Origin of the sequence: Chromobacterium sphagni, from assembly GCF_001855555.1 — a bacterium.
Taxonomy (GTDB): Bacteria; Pseudomonadota; Gammaproteobacteria; order Burkholderiales; family Chromobacteriaceae; genus Chromobacterium; species Chromobacterium sphagni.
This window is the reverse complement of the sequence record NZ_MKCT01000035.1, coordinates 18,409-34,074: the sequence shown is the minus strand read 5'-3', so window position 1 is coordinate 34,074 and position 15,666 is coordinate 18,409. Positions and strand designations below refer to the sequence as shown.

Here is a 15,666-nt window from a genome sequence, read left to right as displayed (position 1 = left end):
GCGCGGCTTTCCACCCCTCCACCACCAGCTTGCGGCCGGTATAGTGGGCGAAGGATACCATGCTGCGGATGATGGCTTCGTTGCCCGGCATGTCCAGCAGCAGGCGCACGAAACGCTGGTCTATCTTGATGGTGTCGAATGGCAATTGCTGCAGATGCACCAGCGAGGAAGCGCCGGTGCCGAAGTCGTCCAGCGCGATGGACAGGCCCAGGTCGCGGCAGCGCTCCAGCTTGGCGGTGACCTGCTCCGCTTCCTGTTGGGTGACGCTCTCCAGCACCTCCAGCTCCAGAAAGCCGGTCGGCAGCGGGTTGGTTTCCAGCAGGACCTCCAGCGTGCGCAGGAAATCGTCGTGCTTGAGCGTGGCGGCGGAGATGTTGACGCTGACCGGGATCGACTGCCCCTGCTGGCGCCACTCCGCCGCCTGGCGCACCGCTTCGCGCAGCACCCACCAGTCCAGCTCTCGCATCAGCTCGGTATGCTCTATCGCCGGGAAAAACTCGCCCGGCGCCACATGCTGGCCGTCGCGGGCCCAGCGCACCAGCGCTTCCGCGCCTTCGATGCGGTGGTTCAGCAAATTGATCTTGGGCTGGTAGTAAAGCACCAGTTCGCCGCGCGGAATGGCCCGAGCAAAAGCGCTGCGCAGCGCGTGCAGCTTGTGGATCTCCTCGTCCATCGCCGCGTCGTAATGGCGGAAATGGCCGCCGCCCAATTCCCTGGCGCGGCTCAGCGCCAAATCGGCCCGCCGCAGCAAGGTGGCAGCATCGCAGGGGCAGACGCCGCTCGCCGCCACACCCACGCTGCAGCGGATCTCCACTGCCACGCCCATCGCGTCCACCGGCTGCGGCAGGCGTTGCAACACCGCATCCACCAGAGGCTGCAGTTGGTCCATGCGTTCGGAGCAAGCGATGAAGCGGGAAGCCCCCACCCGTCCAACATAGCCAAACGGATAAATGGCCTGACGCAGCCGCCGCGCCATCTCGCACAACACCACGTCGCCGCCTTCATAACCCAGGCGGGCGTTGATCTCGTGAAAGCCTTCCGTCGCGATCGCCATCACCGCCACCTGGCTGTCGTTGAAGCGGGCGCGCAACAAGCGGTCGATCAAATCCTGCATCTGGCTGCGATTGGGCAAACCGGTCAGCGCATCGTGCTGGGCCAGGAAGGCCAGCTCGGTTTCGGCGCGATGGCTGCGCTCCAGCGCCTCGTGCCGCTCCAGCGCGCGGCCTATCTCGCGCGCCATCACGTCGAACAAGGCCAGTTTGGCCTGATCGAAAAAACCGGGCTGATCGGAATACAAGGACAGCGTGCCCACCACAGCGCCGCGAACCTGCAACGGAGCCACCAACAGGCTGTTGATGCCATAGCGGCGCAGCACATCCTGCCAGGGCTGCAGGGTGGGATCGGCCTGGGCGTTGTTGACCACTTGGGCCACGCGGCTGCGGATGGCGCGCCCGCTGGGGCCGCCGCCATAGGCGTCGCCCGAGTCGCCGGAAATCCGCAGGGTGTCGGCGAAGGGCGCCATGCCGCCATTGGCCAGCGCCGCCATCTGGACATGCTGGCTGGAGGAGTCCAGCAGGCCGACCCAAGCGATGCCGAATCCGGCCTCGCGCACGCAGGCATCGCACACCGCCTGCAGCATGCTGCGGCGGTCGACGCTATCGGCTAAAGCCAGGCTGACGCCGCTGAGAGTGGAATACAGGCCGGACATGTTCAGGAAATGCTCGCGCCGGCGAACCACCTCGCCGTGCAAAAAACGCTGGTAGCCATGCGTCTTCAGCATCTGGTCCAGCAGAATGCGCTTGCGCAGCAGACGTGCCAGCGCGCCGCGGACGGCGGCGTCCATTTCCGCGGCGTCAACGCTGGCCAGCAAATGCAGCTGGCAGCGCTCGTACAGGCCCAACAGCCAGCCCATGCTGACGCCGAGCTGGCAATACAGCTCGCCCTGCTCCGCCAGCCGCTGCGCACCCGCCTCGTCCAACGGCGAACGCAGCAGGGTTTCCCACTCCAGCAACAAGCGATCGGCCACGGCCTGCAGGGCGGCGCCATGGTGCCGCTGCAACCGCTCGGCCTCATCGGGGCTCTTCAGCAAGTGCCAGTACAACTCCTTGCCCAGCAGCTCGCGCCTTGCCAAGCAGGCATCGGCCTGGAGCGACAATTGCGCCAGGTGTTCGGTCCGGATACCGATAAAGCGGCACATGCCTGCCAGGAGCGCCATATTATCCGTCTGCATCTTGTTCTCTGCGCCTGTCGTGGCCAGGGCGCGATCCTGCCGATGCGCGCCCCTTGCTGTCTTGCCCCCCTGCCCATGAGCAGGCGATTATTGTCGGCAGGCAAGAAAAAACAGCCTCCTTGCGCCGAAGCCTGCCAAAATGCCACGACACTGGCTTTTAAGCAAGTCCACGGGCATTATTAATCAGACAACCACCCTTTATTCCATCTGAAAGCATTTGGTGCTTGATCCCCGACAATTGCAGACCCTTGCGGCGGTAGCGGAAACCGGCGGCTTCGACAAGGCGGCGAAAAAGCTGTTTCTGACCCAGTCCGCGGTCTCGCAACGCATCCGCCAGCTGGAGGAGAACCTCGGCCAGCCAGTCCTCACCCGCACCGCGCCGGCAGAGGCCACCGAAGCCGGCCGCCAGCTGCTGCGGCACTATCAACAACTGCTGCTGATGGAAAACCAGCTGCTGCAACAGCTAAGCCCGGCCCCGCGCCAGCGCGAGTTCACCACCCTGGCCATCGGCGTCAACGCCGACAGCCTGGCCACCTGGTATCTGCAGGCGGTAGCGCCGGCACTGGAGAAAAACGACCTGCTATTGGACATCGTGGTTGACGATCAGGACCACACCCACGAACTGATGCGCACCGGCCATGTGATAGGCTGCGTCAGCACGCGTCCGGTGCCGATACAGAGCGGCATCCAGCACTATCTGGGCGCCATGCGCTATCGATGCCTGGCCACGCCGCAGTTCGCAGATCGCCATTTTCCGGACGGCGTCAGCCACGCCGCGCTGGCGCGCGCGCCCAGCATCATCTTCAGCCGCAAGGATGCCGTGCACGGCCAGTTCCTGCTTCAGGCCGCCGGCTATGAAGGCCACTTTCCCTGCATGACCGTGCCCACGGCCCAGGGCTTCGTCGAGCTGACGCGGCAAGGCTTGGCCTACAGCCTGCTGCCGGAGCTGATGCTGGACGACGACATGGCCAGCGGACGGCTGGTGGACCTGTTTCCCGGCAGACACCTGGACATCCCGCTGTACTGGCACCACTGGCGGGTGGAGTCCAGCCTGTCGCAGGCGCTGACCGAGGCGATGCTGAATTATTGCGGCCGCCATTTGCGCCAGGACAAGGACCCCGGCGCGGCAAGCGGCGGAGAATCTTGCTGAGAATACACACTGGATGCCAGCGGACCGCGCGGATTGACAAGGCCATTCCCCTGGCGCATCATCCGTCGCCGACCTGGTTTTATGGAGGCAGCATGACCAGCAAGCAACACGTACCCAGCAACGAACAATGGGCCGAACTGGAACAGGCCGCGCGGCAGGCCGCCAGCCAGGCCTATGCGCCATACAGCAAGTTCTCGGTCGGCGCCGCCATCCTGGACAGCTGCGGCCGGATACATACCGGCTGCAACGTGGAAAACGCGTCCTACAGCCTGGGCAACTGCGCCGAGCGCACCGCCGTCTACGCCGCGCGCGTCAACCACGGCATGCAGGAGGTGGTGGCGGTCTGCATCTACACGCCCACCGCCACCCCCACCCCGCCTTGCGGCGCCTGCCGCCAGGTGCTGAACGAATTCGGCCCCGCGATGCGGGTGCGCGCCATCTGCGATGGCAACAGCGTCATAGACAGCACGCTGGACGCGTTGCTGCCAGGCGCCTTCGGTCCCAGAAATCTGGCGGATGCCGTCCCGCAAACCTGACTGGCAGCCCAAGGCTCGACAAATGAAAACGGAAGCCGAGGGCTTCCGTTTTTGTCTTTCCACCGGGGTAGCGGCCTTGCGCCGAATCAGCGCCCGGCAACGATAGCCTGCGCCACCGCCTCGGCGATCTTGATGCCGTCCACGCCCGCCGACAAGATGCCGCCGGCGTAACCCGCGCCCTCGCCCGCCGGGAACAGGCCCTTGACATTGAGGCTTTGCAGATCGTCGCCGCGAGTGATGCGCAAGGGCGAGCTGGTGCGGGTTTCCAGGCCGGTCAGCACCGCATCCTGCAGATCGTAGCCGCGGATCTGACGGGCGAAGTGCGGAATCGCCTCGCGCATCGCCTCGACGCAGAAATCGGGCAGGATGCGGGCCAGGTCGGTCATCGTCACCCCCGGCTTGTAGGACGGCTCCACCGAACCCAGCTGAGTGGATGCCTTGCCGGCCATGAAGTCGCCCAACAGCTGCGCCGGCGCGAAGTAATCGCCGCCGCCCAGCTCATAGGCCTTGCTCTCCAATTCGCGCTGGAAGTCCAGGCCCGCCAGCGGGCCGCCTGGATAGTCCTCAGGCGAAATGCTGACCACGAAGCCGGAGTTGGCGTTGCGCTCGTTGCGCGAGTACTGGCTCATGCCGTTGGTGACCACGCGCTTCTCTTCCGAGGTGGCCGCCACCACCGTGCCGCCCGGGCACATGCAGAAGCTGTACACCGCGCGGCCATTGCTGGCGTGATGCACCAGCTTGTAGTCGGCCGCGCCCAAAATCGGATGGCCGGCGTACTTGCCCCAACGCGCCTGATCGATCAGCGACTGCGGATGCTCGATGCGCACGCCGATGGAGAACGGCTTGGCCTCCATGTAGACGCCGCGCTTTTCCAGCATCTGGAAGGTGTCGCGCGCGCTGTGGCCCAGCGCCAGCACCACGTGGTCGCTCAAGATTTCACTGCCATCGGCCAACCGGACCCCACGCACCTGGCCATTGTCCAGGATCAGATCGTCCACGCGCTGCTGGAAGCGGATCTCGCCGCCCAGCGCCTCGATCTCGGCGCGCATGTTTTCCACCATGCTCACCAGACGGAAGGTGCCGATGTGGGGCTTGGCGATATAGAGGATTTCTTCCGGCGCGCCGGCCTTGACGAACTCGGTCAGCACCTTGCGCCCCAGATGGCGCGGGTCCTTGATCTGGCTGTACAGCTTGCCGTCGGAAAAGGTGCCGGCGCCGCCTTCGCCATACTGGACGTTGGATTCGGTGTTGAGTTCGCTCTTGCGCCACAGGCCCCAGGTATCCTTGGTGCGCTGGCGCACTTCCTTGCCGCGCTCCAGCACGATGGGCTTGAAGCCCATCTGCGCCAAGAGCAGCGCGGCGAAAATGCCGCAGGGCCCGAAACCCACCACCAGCGGCCGCTGCTTCAGAGTTTCGGGCGCCTGCGCCACATAGTAGTAATTGGTGTCCGGCGCGGGCATCACCCGCCGGTCGCCCTTGAAGCGGACCAGCAGCTTGTCCTCGTTCGCTACGTCCACATCGACGATGTAGACCAGGCTCATCACGCCCTTGCGCGCATCGTAGCTGCGCTTGAATACGGTAAAGCCGCGAACATCGTCCGCCGCCACTTTCAGATAGCCGCAAATCAACTCGGCGAGCTCCTGCTCAGTGTGGTCCAGCGGCAGCTTCAGTTCGGTAATACGCAACATAACAAATCCAGTACCGGGTTGGTGTCTATTCAACGAGGCGACATTGTAGCGGCAAACCGCGCATCCGGCACGGCAACTGCGTCGGATTGCATTCCCGCCGGGCTTTGGCTATAGCGTACTGTGGTTCTTGCCTGATCGTATGCGCGTTATCGCTGCAACGCCCTCCCTGTCCTGCCCCTCATTGTCAGACGGCAAGAACCCACCCAGTCAAGCCAGGCTGGCCGGGAACGGCATGCAGAACGCCTGCAGACTGAGAAATGGCAAGCTGCGTACGCTTTGCGTGCCGGTTAGAAATACGCAAAGCCATACGCGCCAGGCCAGGATGCCGGAAAAGGCGGCGGTTGGCTTTGCCCAATCAGGAGACATAGATGGATTTGGCGATTCTGCCCCACCTTACCGTACGCCTTGCCGTGCAGGCCTTGCAGCAAGGCGACCACGCCGCCTGGATCGCGCAGTTCAGCGCGGACGCCAAGCTGACCGACGACGGTCTTCCGGCCAATTTCCAGAAATTCAGCGAAAGCGCGATGGGCCACGAGCGTTTTACCCGCATCGACAGGGTGGAGAACCAGGGGCTGGACATCTATGGCGCCTTCCATAGCGATCGCTGGGGGGATTTTGATACCTATTTCAAATTCCACCTCGACGCCAATGGCAAGATACGTCAACTGGACATAGGCCAGGCCGCTTAGCCGCCAACGGCCGGAAGGCGGGTCCGGAATGCCCTCTATAATGCAGAACGCGCGCTCGCAGCCGCGCGATTCCGCCAAGGAGAGGCAATGCACCGGATACTAGTCGTGGATGACGATGCCGTATCTCAGCAGTTTCTGGTCATGGTGCTGAACCGGCTTGGTCATGACAATGTCGTAGTGGCGAACGATGGCATTGACGCACTGATCCAGTTGGATGCCGGCGACCGGAATTTCGACGTGATCTGCTGCGACCTTGACATGCCGCGGATGGATGGTATCGAATTTGTGCGGCACCTGGGAGAGCGTTGCTACCAGGGCAAACTGCTGATCTCCAGCGGCTTCGACGGACGGGTGCTGGAGTCGGTGGCAGAGCTGGCGAGGTTATACGATCTGTGGCTGGCCGGCGTGCTGCCCAAGCCGGTCAATCGCCAGCACCTGCTGGAACTGATCAGCCAGCCTCCTCCCGCCATCCGCCACTCCATCAACATCAGCCATCCCACCGAAGAGGAATTGCGCGCCGGCATCGAAAAGGGCCAATTCCTCCCATTCTTCCAACCGCAAGTTGAGATGGAATCAGGCAAGATCCGCTCGGTCGAGGTTTTGGCCCGCTGGCAGCATCCCCGGCTTGGCCTCACCGGTCCGCAGCAATTCATCGAACTGGCCGAGGGCTCTGGCCTGATCACCGAGCTCACCAAACGCCTGCTGTGCGATGCCACACGCATGATGGCGAAGCTGCCCGATCCGCAATTGGACATGTCGATCAACCTGTCGATGGCATCGCTGGGCGAAACCGGACTGGTCGCCGACTTCGAGGCCATTCTCGAGGCCAACCGGTTCCCGATGTCGCGGCTGACCATCGAGGCCACCGAGAATAGCCTGATGGCCCACCCCATCAGGGCTCTGGAAGTGTTGTCGCGCCTGCGGCTCAAAGGCGCCGGCCTGGCGATAGACGATTTCGGCACCGGATTTGCCAGCATGGACAGGCTATCGCGCTTCCCCTTCACCGAACTCAAGATAGACAAGGGCTTCGTCATCGACGCCGCGCAAAACCCCACCAACGCATCCATCCTGCGCGCCAGCGCCGAGCTTGGACGCCAGCTCGGCCTGAAGGTGGTGGCGGAAGGCGTCGCCTCGCTTGCCGAATGGCTGTTGTGCCGCAGCCTGGGGGTGGAAGTCGTGCAGGGATCGTACATTTCGCCGCCGGTGGACGCCGAGAGCTTCCGCCGCTGGCTGCTGAAGCACCAGGGCGTCTTTCCCTTGCCGGCCATTGCCGCGGACCAGCACCCGATATAAGTCAAAACCCGCCGACCAGAGGAGTTTCATCATGCAAAAACTGCATCGCATTCTCCTGATATTCGCCCTGCCGCTTATTGCCCCGTGCGCCCATGCCGATCCGATACTGGACCAGCCCACCGGCAAGGTGGTGCTGACCATCCGCGGCCAGATCAGCAACAAGAACCGCGACAACGACGCGGTATTCGACATGGCCATGCTTAGCAAGCTGCCGCAGCATACCATCGCCACCCACACGCCCTGGCTGCCGGGCATCAGCAAATTCACCGGCCCCTATCTGCAGGATGTGCTGGCGCTGGTCGGCGCCAGGGGGAAATCGCTCAAGGCGATCGCGCTCAACGACTACAAGACCGACATCCCGCTGGAGGATGTCACCCGCTTCAACGTCGTGCTGGCGCGACTGCTGAACGACAAGCCGATGCCGGTGCGCGACAAGGGGCCGCTGTTCATCGTCTATCCATACGACAGCCAGTTGGCGCTGCGTTCGGAAATCTACTACAACCGCTCAGCCTGGCAGTTGAAAACCCTGCAAGTGGAATAAGAACATGCGCGGCGTCAAACGACATCATCCAAGCTGGCGCATGCTGATCGCTATTGGCGTCACGCTGATCTGCGTCTTCGCCGGCGTCGCCTATATCCAATTCCGCCAATCGGAAATGCTGGCCAGCGCCCTGCTCTACCAGGACGACAACATCATCTGGGCCTACTTCCAGCTCGAAGCCGAGGAACTGCATCTGCAGGCCGCCCTGCAGAAAGCGCAACGCGGCCTGATCACCGCCGATGAGCTGCAGGAGCGCTACGACATCTTCGTCAGCCGCATCGGCATCATCCGCAGCGGCCTGTACAAGAGCCTGCTGCAGGACCTGCCGGAGTATCGGCGGATGCAGCCCAGGCTGGACGCATTCGTCCAGAAAGGAGATGCCCTGCTCGCCAGCCCGGCCGCGGCGCGAACGCCGGCGGCGCTGGCGCAACTCGAAGGCCAGCTGGCCGCGTTGGCCAACGGCCTGCACGACATGTCGCTGCAAGCCAACCAGGCAGTGGCCGAGCTGGTGGACGACCGCAACCGCACCATGCAGCAGCACATCACCATCGGCAACTGGCTGATGGGCTTCGAGTGGGTACTCATCCTGGGCTTCTGCTTCGTCGTCGTCCGCCAATTGCGGCAGCTGGAGCGCAGGCGCCTGACCCTGGAGACGCTCACCACCCGGTTGGAAGACGCGCGCAAACAGGCAGAGGCCGGCAGCCTGGCCAAGAGCGCCTTCCTGGCAAATATGAGCCATGAAATCCGCACGCCGCTCAATGGCGTACTCGGCATGCTGGCGCTGCTGGCCGACAGCAACCCCAGCCGCAATCAGGCCAGCTACATCAGCACCGCGGAAGAATCCGCCAGACACCTGCTGTTGCTGCTAAACGATGTGCTGGACGCCAGCAAGCTGGAATCCGGCAAGCTGGAATTGGCGCCGGCCACCTGCAACCTTGGCTACCTGCTGCGGCAGATCGCCAACCTGATGAGCGCCCAGGCCCAAGCCAAGAGCGTGATGCTGAAGCTGGAAATCGCCGCGGACCTTCCCGAATGGGTGGAGCTGGACCCCACCCGGCTGCGGCAAATTCTGCTCAATCTGCTGAGCAACGCCATCAAGTTCACCGAGCGCGGCGGCGTCATCGTGAACGCGGCCAGCGCTCCCGGCCCGCAACCGGACGAAGCCAGGCTGACGCTGACGGTCACCGACACCGGCATCGGCATGGACCAGGCCACGCTTTCCCGGTTGTTCAAGCGCTTCTCGCAGGGCGACGGCTCCACCGCACGCCAGTTTGGCGGCAGCGGCCTGGGGCTGGAAATTTCGCAGAACCTGGCCATGCTGATGGGGGGGATATTTCGGTTACCAGCTCGCCCCTGCAGGGCAGCTGCTTCCAGTTGAGCCTGCCGCTGAAAGTGATCCCGACGCCGCAATATTCCGCGGAGGCGGCCGAGCAGCCGTTCTATCCCGCCATTCGTCTGTCGATGCGCATCCTGGTGGTGGACGACAATGCCGTCAACCGCAAATACATGCAGGCGTTGCTGGAAAGAATGAGCCAGTTGCCGACGCTGGCTGCCTCAGGACAGGAAGCGCTGGAGATCGCCAGGCGCCGGCCGTTCGATCTGGCGCTGATGGATCTTCACATGCCGGGAATGGACGGCCTGGAAACCACCCGGCGCATGCGCGAGGAAGCGCTGACCCCGCGGATGGCCATCATCGCGCTGACCGCGGATGCCTTTCCGGAAACCCGGCAGATGGTGTTGAGCCATGGTCTGGACGGCTTTCTGACCAAACCGCTCAACCGCAACCAGCTGCTGGCCGCGCTGCAGCAGCATTTTCCGCCAGAAGAAACCCCCGCGCCGCCGGCGCAGGAAACTCCCGCGTTCGATACGCAAACCATCGCCGACTTTATCGAGCTGCTGTCGCATGGCAAATACAGCGATCTGGTGAAGCAGTACTTTGCCAACCACGAGCCCACCATCCTGCAATTGGAATCGAGCCCTCAGCACCCTGATCGCGAAAAGCTGTTCCACCTGGCCCACAACCTGAAAGGCGGAGCGATGACCTTGGGATTCTCCAGCCTGGCGCAACGCTGCCAGGAACTGGAACAGGAGGCGGCGCAATCCTCCTGTTCGCCAGCGGCCAGCATCGCGCAGGTCAGCGCGCAATTCCACGCCACCAGGGAAGCCTGCCTGCGGCAGGGCTATCTGCCCAGCGCCAAGAGCTGAGCGCTCAGGCTACGCGCACCAGCCGGCCGCCATCCTGCTCCGGCACTTCAAAGCGTTTCCAGTCGACGATCATCACCTGGCTGAGGCCACAGTCCAACGCCAGTTGCGACTCTATTTCCTCAAGTACCTGATGGCAATGGATGACGCCGTTGATGGCGACCTCGGCCCGACGCATCACGCTGTCGTCGGCAGTGACAAACCAGATGCAGTATCGATTCATCGGCGACCCTCCGGCTGGGTGCTGAAAAACTCATGCTTGGAAATGTAAATATCGGTCCAATTGCCGCCAGACTGCAAGTTTTGCGGCGAATGCCTGGGTATGCGCGGGGCTGGACGATGGCAAGGCGACCCACTCCAGCCCCAGGCCAGCCAACCGCGGCGCCGCCTTGGCAGCCGTGGCGCCATTGAAGGCCACGGCCCGCAACCTGGGCAGGCTGCCGACCAGCCGGGCCAGATCGTTATGCCGGACATCGCGCAGATCGGCGTCCAGGCTGCCGCGGCGCCGAGCCTCCGCCACCACGTCCCACAGGCCTATGCCGGCGGCCTGCAGCTCGGCCAGTTTCTCAGGATAAGGAAGCGAATGCAGCTCCTGCCGCAGGAGTTCGCCCAGCAGACGCCAAAACTGGTTGCGTGGATGCGCATAATACTGGCCCGCCGCCAGGGAGGCGTCGCCCGGCAAGGAGCCGAGTATCAGCAAGCGGGTGTCCGCATCGGCCAACGGCGGGAAGCAGCGCTTGTCGGCCACCGCTGCCAATGGTGTGTCCATGGTTAGAATAATTGCGTTTGCTGGCGGGCCAGCCAGGATTTGACCGGGCCGAAAGTCTTGCGGTGCTCGAGCAGCACGCCATGCCGCTCGATGGCGGCCAGATGCTCGGCGGTGGGATAACCCTTGTGTCGCGCGAAACCGTATTGCGGATGCAGCGCATCCAGCGCAACCAGCTCGGCATCGCGCGCCGTCTTGGCGAGAATGGAGGCGGCGGAGATCTCCGCCACCTTGGCGTCGCCCTTGACGATGGCTTCGCCCGGCACCGGCAGGCTCTTGGGAACGCGGTTGCCGTCTATCAACGCCTGATCCGGCGCCAGCGACAGGCCCGCCACCGCCCGCGTCATCGCCAGCATGGTAGCCTGCAGGATGTTCAAGCGGTCTATCTCCTCCACGCTGGCGCTGGCGATGCACCAGGCCAGCGCGTCGCGCTTGATCCAGGCAGCCAGTTCATCGCGTTTCGCCGCGCTCAGCACCTTGGAGTCGGCGAGGCCGACAATGGGCCTGGCCGGATCCAGAATGACCGCGGCGGCGAACACCGCGCCGGCCAGCGGGCCCCGCCCCGCTTCGTCCACCCCGGCAATCAGTGGCATCGCGCCACCTCCAGCACCGCGCGCGCCGCCCGAGTGGCGGTATCCTGCCTCAGAGCCAGATGCAGCTCGGTAAAAGCTTTTTCCATATCAGCGCGCGCTGCCGCGTCGGTATGGAGGCGCTGCATCTCGGCCGCCAGCTTTTCCGGCGTAGCCTGGTTCTGCAACAGTTCCGGCACCACGAAGCGCCCGCACAGGATATTGGGCAGGCCGACATACGGCAGCTTGATCTTGCGCTTGACCAGCCGGTAGGTGAATGCCGACAACTTGTAGCTGATCACCATCGGCCGCTTGGTCAGCGCCACCTCCAGCGTAGCGGTGCCGCTGGTCACCAGCACCACGTCGCTGGCGATGGTGGCCATCTGCGCATGACCGAACAGCCTGCGGATAGGCAGATCGCGCGCCTTGTAGCGATACAGCATCTGTTCGAACAGGTCCATGGTGGCGCGGGTGGCCAGCGGCACCAGGAACTGCGCATCCGGATACTGGCGCAACAACAGGCGGGCGGTGTCCAGATACACCGGCACCATGTATTCCAGCTCGCTCTTGCGGCTGCCGGGCATCAGAGTGAACACCGGCACGTGAGGTGGCACGCCCAGCTGTTCCCGCATCGCGCCCATATCGGGCTTGAGCGGAATCTCGCTGGCCAGCGGATGCCCGACATAAGTTACCGGCACGCCAGCCTGGCGGTACAGCGGCGGCTCCATCGGGAACAGGCACAACACGTGGTTGACGGCCTTGCCTATCTTCTGCACCCGCTCCGGCCGCCACGCCCAGACCGAAGGGCTGACGTAATGCACGGTCGGGACGCCGCCCTTCTTCAGCGCGGCTTCCAGCCCCAGATTGAAATCCGGCGCATCCACGCCGATGAAGACATCCGGCTTTTCCGCCAGCAGCCTGTCGCGCAATTGACGGCGGATGCGCAACAACTCCGGCAGGCTCTTGAACACCTCGGAATAGCCACGCACCGCCAGCTTCTCCTGCGGCACCATGCTGTGAAAGCCGCGAGCCTCCATCCGAGGTCCGCCTATGCCGGCGAATTCGATGTCGCTGCGATGGGCGCGCAACGCGTCCATCAGGTGGGCAGCAAGAAGGTCGCCCGATGCCTCTCCGGCTACCATGGCGACCTTCAAGGCCCCTTTGCGCTTGAACAAGTGATCGCTCATAGGTTCAGCGGATGATGCCTCGCGCGGATTGGCCGAAGAAACGCACAAACGGCTCCAGCTCGCCATGTCCCTCGGCCGCCTCGGTCAGGATGGCGGATTTGGCCTCGTCATAACTCAGGCCTTGGCGATACAGCGTCTTGTAGGCATTGCGGACGCGGCGGATCTGCTCCGGACTGAAGCCGCGGCGCTTCATGCCCTCGGCGTTGATGCCGGACGGCACCGCGCGGTTGCCATGCGCCGTCACGTACGGCGGAATATCCTGCGCCACGGCGCTGGCGAAGGCGGTCATCGCATGCTCGCCGACGATGACAAATTGGTGCACGCTGGTGAAACCGCCCAAGAACACCCAGTCGCCGATGTGGACGTGGCCGGCCAGCGTGGCGTTATTAGCCAGGATGGTGTGGCTGCCCACCTGGCAATCGTGCGCGATGTGCACATAGGCCATCACCCAGTTGTCGTTGCCGATGCGGGTGACGCCGCCATCCTGAACCGTGCCGGTATTGAAGGTGCAGAACTCGCGGATGGTGTTGTTGTCGCCAATTTCCAGCCGGGTCGGCTCGCCGGCGTATTTTAGGTCCTGCGGTATGGCGCCCAGCGAACAGAACTGGAATACGCGGTTGTTCTTGCCGATGGAGGTATGCCCCTCGATCACCACGTGCGGGCCGATCCAGCTGCCGCTGCCGATGCTGACATGAGGGCCGATGATCGAATACGCGCCGATCTCGACATCCTCGGCGATCTGCGCCTTGGGATCAACGATCGCGGTCGGATGAATAGCCATGCTTACACCTCGCGCCGTGCGCACATGATTTCGGCTTCGCAAGCCACCTGCCCGTCCACCAGCGCGCGGGCGGCGTATTTGCCGATGCCGCGCTTGACGGTCAACTGGGTAACCTCGAACACCAGTTGGTCGCCCGGCACCACCTGGCGCTTAAAGCGGGCGTTGTCGATGCCGACGAAGAAGTACAGCTCGTTTTCCTTGCGCTCGCCGCCGCTCTTGATCGCCAGGATGCCGGCAGCCTGGGCCAGCGCCTCGATGATCAGCACGCCCGGCATCACCGGGTATTGCTCGAAGTGACCGGCGAAGAACGGCTCATTGATGGTGACATTCTTCAGCGCCTTGATGCGGACGTTGGCTTCCAACTCGGTGACGCGGTCCACCAGCAAAAACGGGTAGCGATGCGGCAGACAACGCATGATCTCGCGGACGTCGATCGAGACTGCATGTTCACTCATGAGGTTCTTCCTTCGATTTTTTCAGTGTTTCCAGTTCCCGCTCAAGCTGCTTGATGCGCTTGGCGAAATCATCCAGATGGCGCACGTGGACGGCGTTGGACAACCAGTCCTTCATGCTTTGCAAGGGGTAGGACGACGCGTAGTTGCCTGCCTCCTTGATCGACTTCGACACCAGGGTGCCGCCGCCGATGTGGGTGCGGTCCGCCACTTCTATATGGCCGACGAACATCGCCGCGCCGCCGACGGTGCAGCGAGCGCCGATCTTGGCGCTGCCGGCTATGCCTACGCAGCCGGCGATGGCGGTATGCTCGCCGATTTCAACGTTATGGGCAATCTGCACCAGATTGTCTATCTTGGCGCCGCGGCGGATGATGGTATCCGCCATCGCGCCCCGGTCCACCGTGGTGTTGGCGCCGATCTCCACATCGTCTTCCAGCACCACGCGGCCGGTCTGCGGAATCTTGAACCAGTGGTCCTTGTCCCAGGCCAGACCGAAACCGTCGGCGCCGATCACGCTGCCGGAGTGAACGCCGACGCGGCTGCCGATCAGGCAACCATGATAAATCGTGACATTGGCATGCAGCGTAACGTCGTCGCCGAGCACGCAATCATCACCCACCACCACGCCGGGCAGCAGACGGCAACGCTCGCCTATCACCACCCGCTCGCCGATAGTGACATTGGCGGCGATTTCGCAGCTGGCGGCAATGCGGCAGCCCTCGCCCACCACTGCGCGCGGATGGATGCCGGCGCGTGGCCGCGGCTGCTGATGGAACAGGCTGGCCAGGCGCGCGAAGTACAGATAAGGGTCAGCGGCCACGATCAGCGAGCGCCCCGGCAACTCGGCCGCCAGCGCCTCGGTCACGATCAGCGCGCCGGCGCCGCTTGCCAGCATCTGGCGGCGGAACTTGGCGTGGCCGACAAAGGCGATCTCGCCAGCCTGAGCCGACTCCAGCGGCGCCAGCCTGGACACCGCCAGATCTTCGCCGCGCACTTCACCGCCCAGCTGCTCAACAATGTATGCAAGTGTATAGGACATCAAAAACAAAGCCGACCCGGGGTCGGCTTACTCCGGTGACGGTTGAGACGACTACTTGTCAAGTTCCTTCAACACCTGAGGCGTCAGATCGAACTTGGGATTGATGTAGACCGCATCCTGCAGGATGAGATCATACTGCTCCCGCGCCGCAATCTCTTTGACCAGGCGGTTGGCACGCTCGGTCACTCCGGCGAACTCCTCGTTGCGACGCTGGTTGTAATCCTCGGCGATCTCCCTGGACTTGGCGCGATAGTCCCGATCCAGGCTGGCGTACTCGCGTTCATAGCGCTTGCGGTCCTCCTGGGGCAGGCTGTTCTTGCCCAGCAGGGTCTCCAACTCCTTGGCGCGCGCCTCCATCTTCTTCATGTCCTCACGCCGGTCGGCAAACTCCTTGTCCAGCCTCTTGTAGATGGCGATGGACGCGCCCGCCTCGCGGTAGATGCGCTCAACGTTGATATAGCCCAGCTTGAAGTCGGCAGCATGAACAGGCAAGGCTGCTACGCTCAGTACCGCAAGCCACCATTTCAATGCTTTCATGAT

17 protein-coding genes are annotated in these 15,666 nt (G+C 63.5%); 7 read left to right on the top strand and 10 right to left on the bottom strand.

Features of this window, described 5'->3' with window-relative positions:
* On the bottom strand, positions 1 to 2,215 hold a 2,215-nt coding region (locus BI344_RS14310; protein WP_071113563.1), incomplete at its 3' end, for an EAL domain-containing protein.
* Between the two features lie 235 nt (positions 2,216 to 2,450).
* Here BI344_RS14310 and BI344_RS14305 point away from each other — a divergent pair.
* Together BI344_RS14305 and BI344_RS14300 are read left to right on the top strand one after the other, a co-directional pair.
* The gene (locus tag BI344_RS14305; RefSeq protein WP_071113568.1) at positions 2,451 to 3,380 is read left to right on the top strand and encodes an ArgP/LysG family DNA-binding transcriptional regulator; all 930 of its coding nucleotides are present in this window, start codon (positions 2,451 to 2,453) and stop codon (positions 3,378 to 3,380) included.
* Between the two features lie 92 nt (positions 3,381 to 3,472).
* Positions 3,473 to 3,916: a cytidine deaminase gene (locus BI344_RS14300; protein WP_071113562.1), complete on the top strand. Its 444-nt coding sequence runs from the start codon at positions 3,473 to 3,475 to the stop codon at positions 3,914 to 3,916.
* Positions 3,917 to 4,002: 86 nt separating this feature from the next.
* Here the strand turns inward: BI344_RS14300 and BI344_RS14295 are convergent, their stop codons facing one another.
* Positions 4,003 to 5,604 (bottom strand): NAD(P)/FAD-dependent oxidoreductase, encoded by a 1,602-nt coding sequence (locus BI344_RS14295; protein ID WP_071113561.1) that lies wholly within the window; start codon positions 5,602 to 5,604, stop codon positions 4,003 to 4,005.
* A gap of 368 nt (positions 5,605 to 5,972) precedes the next feature.
* Between BI344_RS14295 and BI344_RS14290 the strand changes: the two genes are divergently transcribed.
* From BI344_RS14290 to BI344_RS14270, 5 genes are all read left to right on the top strand, one after another.
* Positions 5,973 to 6,293 (top strand): hypothetical protein, encoded by a 321-nt coding sequence (locus BI344_RS14290; RefSeq protein ID WP_071113560.1) that lies wholly within the window; start codon positions 5,973 to 5,975, stop codon positions 6,291 to 6,293.
* An 87-nt stretch (positions 6,294 to 6,380) separates the two neighbouring features.
* Complete coding sequence (locus BI344_RS14285) at positions 6,381 to 7,586, top strand: EAL domain-containing response regulator (protein WP_071113559.1); 1,206 nt, start codon at positions 6,381 to 6,383, stop codon at positions 7,584 to 7,586.
* Positions 7,587 to 7,617: 31 nt separating this feature from the next.
* On the top strand, positions 7,618 to 8,127 hold the full coding sequence (locus BI344_RS14280; RefSeq protein WP_071113558.1) for a putative pterin-binding protein: 510 nt from the start codon (positions 7,618 to 7,620) through the stop codon (positions 8,125 to 8,127).
* 40 nt (positions 8,128 to 8,167) lie between these two features.
* Positions 8,168 to 9,505, top strand: a complete 1,338-nt coding sequence (locus BI344_RS14275) for a sensor histidine kinase (protein ID WP_158021071.1) — start codon at positions 8,168 to 8,170, stop codon at positions 9,503 to 9,505.
* A complete protein-coding gene (locus tag BI344_RS14270) occupies positions 9,502 to 10,332 on the top strand; it encodes a response regulator (RefSeq protein ID WP_071113556.1) in 831 nt (276 codons plus the stop codon). Before BI344_RS14275 ends, BI344_RS14270 begins: the two co-directional genes overlap by 4 nt.
* 4 nt (positions 10,333 to 10,336) lie before the next feature.
* On the opposite strand, the gene BI344_RS14265 is transcribed toward BI344_RS14270, so the two are convergent.
* Genes BI344_RS14265 through BI344_RS14230 form a run of 8 tightly spaced genes read right to left on the bottom strand, consistent with a single transcriptional unit; the run spans position 10,337 to position 15,663 of the window.
* Complete coding sequence (locus BI344_RS14265) at positions 10,337 to 10,552, bottom strand: hypothetical protein (protein ID WP_071113555.1); 216 nt, start codon at positions 10,550 to 10,552, stop codon at positions 10,337 to 10,339.
* Between the two features lie 30 nt (positions 10,553 to 10,582).
* Entirely contained in the window at positions 10,583 to 11,098 is a 516-nt protein-coding gene (locus BI344_RS14260; RefSeq protein ID WP_071113554.1) for a DNA-deoxyinosine glycosylase, read from the bottom strand.
* 2 nt (positions 11,099 to 11,100) lie between these two features.
* Positions 11,101 to 11,688 (bottom strand): ribonuclease HII, encoded by a 588-nt coding sequence (gene rnhB / locus BI344_RS14255; RefSeq protein WP_193430988.1) that lies wholly within the window; start codon positions 11,686 to 11,688, stop codon positions 11,101 to 11,103.
* Positions 11,679 to 12,851 (bottom strand): lipid-A-disaccharide synthase, encoded by a 1,173-nt coding sequence (lpxB, locus tag BI344_RS14250; RefSeq protein WP_071113553.1) that lies wholly within the window; start codon positions 12,849 to 12,851, stop codon positions 11,679 to 11,681. The genes rnhB and lpxB overlap by 10 nt, the downstream gene beginning before the upstream one ends.
* Positions 12,852 to 12,855: 4 nt before the next feature.
* Complete coding sequence (gene lpxA, locus BI344_RS14245; protein ID WP_071113552.1) at positions 12,856 to 13,632, bottom strand: acyl-ACP--UDP-N-acetylglucosamine O-acyltransferase; 777 nt, start codon at positions 13,630 to 13,632, stop codon at positions 12,856 to 12,858.
* Positions 13,633 to 13,634: 2 nt separating this feature from the next.
* Positions 13,635 to 14,087: a 3-hydroxyacyl-ACP dehydratase FabZ gene (gene fabZ, locus BI344_RS14240; RefSeq protein WP_071113551.1), complete on the bottom strand. Its 453-nt coding sequence runs from the start codon at positions 14,085 to 14,087 to the stop codon at positions 13,635 to 13,637.
* Complete coding sequence (gene lpxD, locus BI344_RS14235; protein ID WP_071113550.1) at positions 14,080 to 15,126, bottom strand: UDP-3-O-(3-hydroxymyristoyl)glucosamine N-acyltransferase; 1,047 nt, start codon at positions 15,124 to 15,126, stop codon at positions 14,080 to 14,082. Before lpxD ends, fabZ begins: the two co-directional genes overlap by 8 nt.
* Before the next feature lie 51 nt (positions 15,127 to 15,177).
* The gene (locus tag BI344_RS14230) at positions 15,178 to 15,663 is read right to left on the bottom strand and encodes an OmpH/Skp family outer membrane protein (RefSeq protein WP_071113549.1); all 486 of its coding nucleotides are present in this window, start codon (positions 15,661 to 15,663) and stop codon (positions 15,178 to 15,180) included.
* Positions 15,664 to 15,666: the final 3 nt, after the last annotated feature.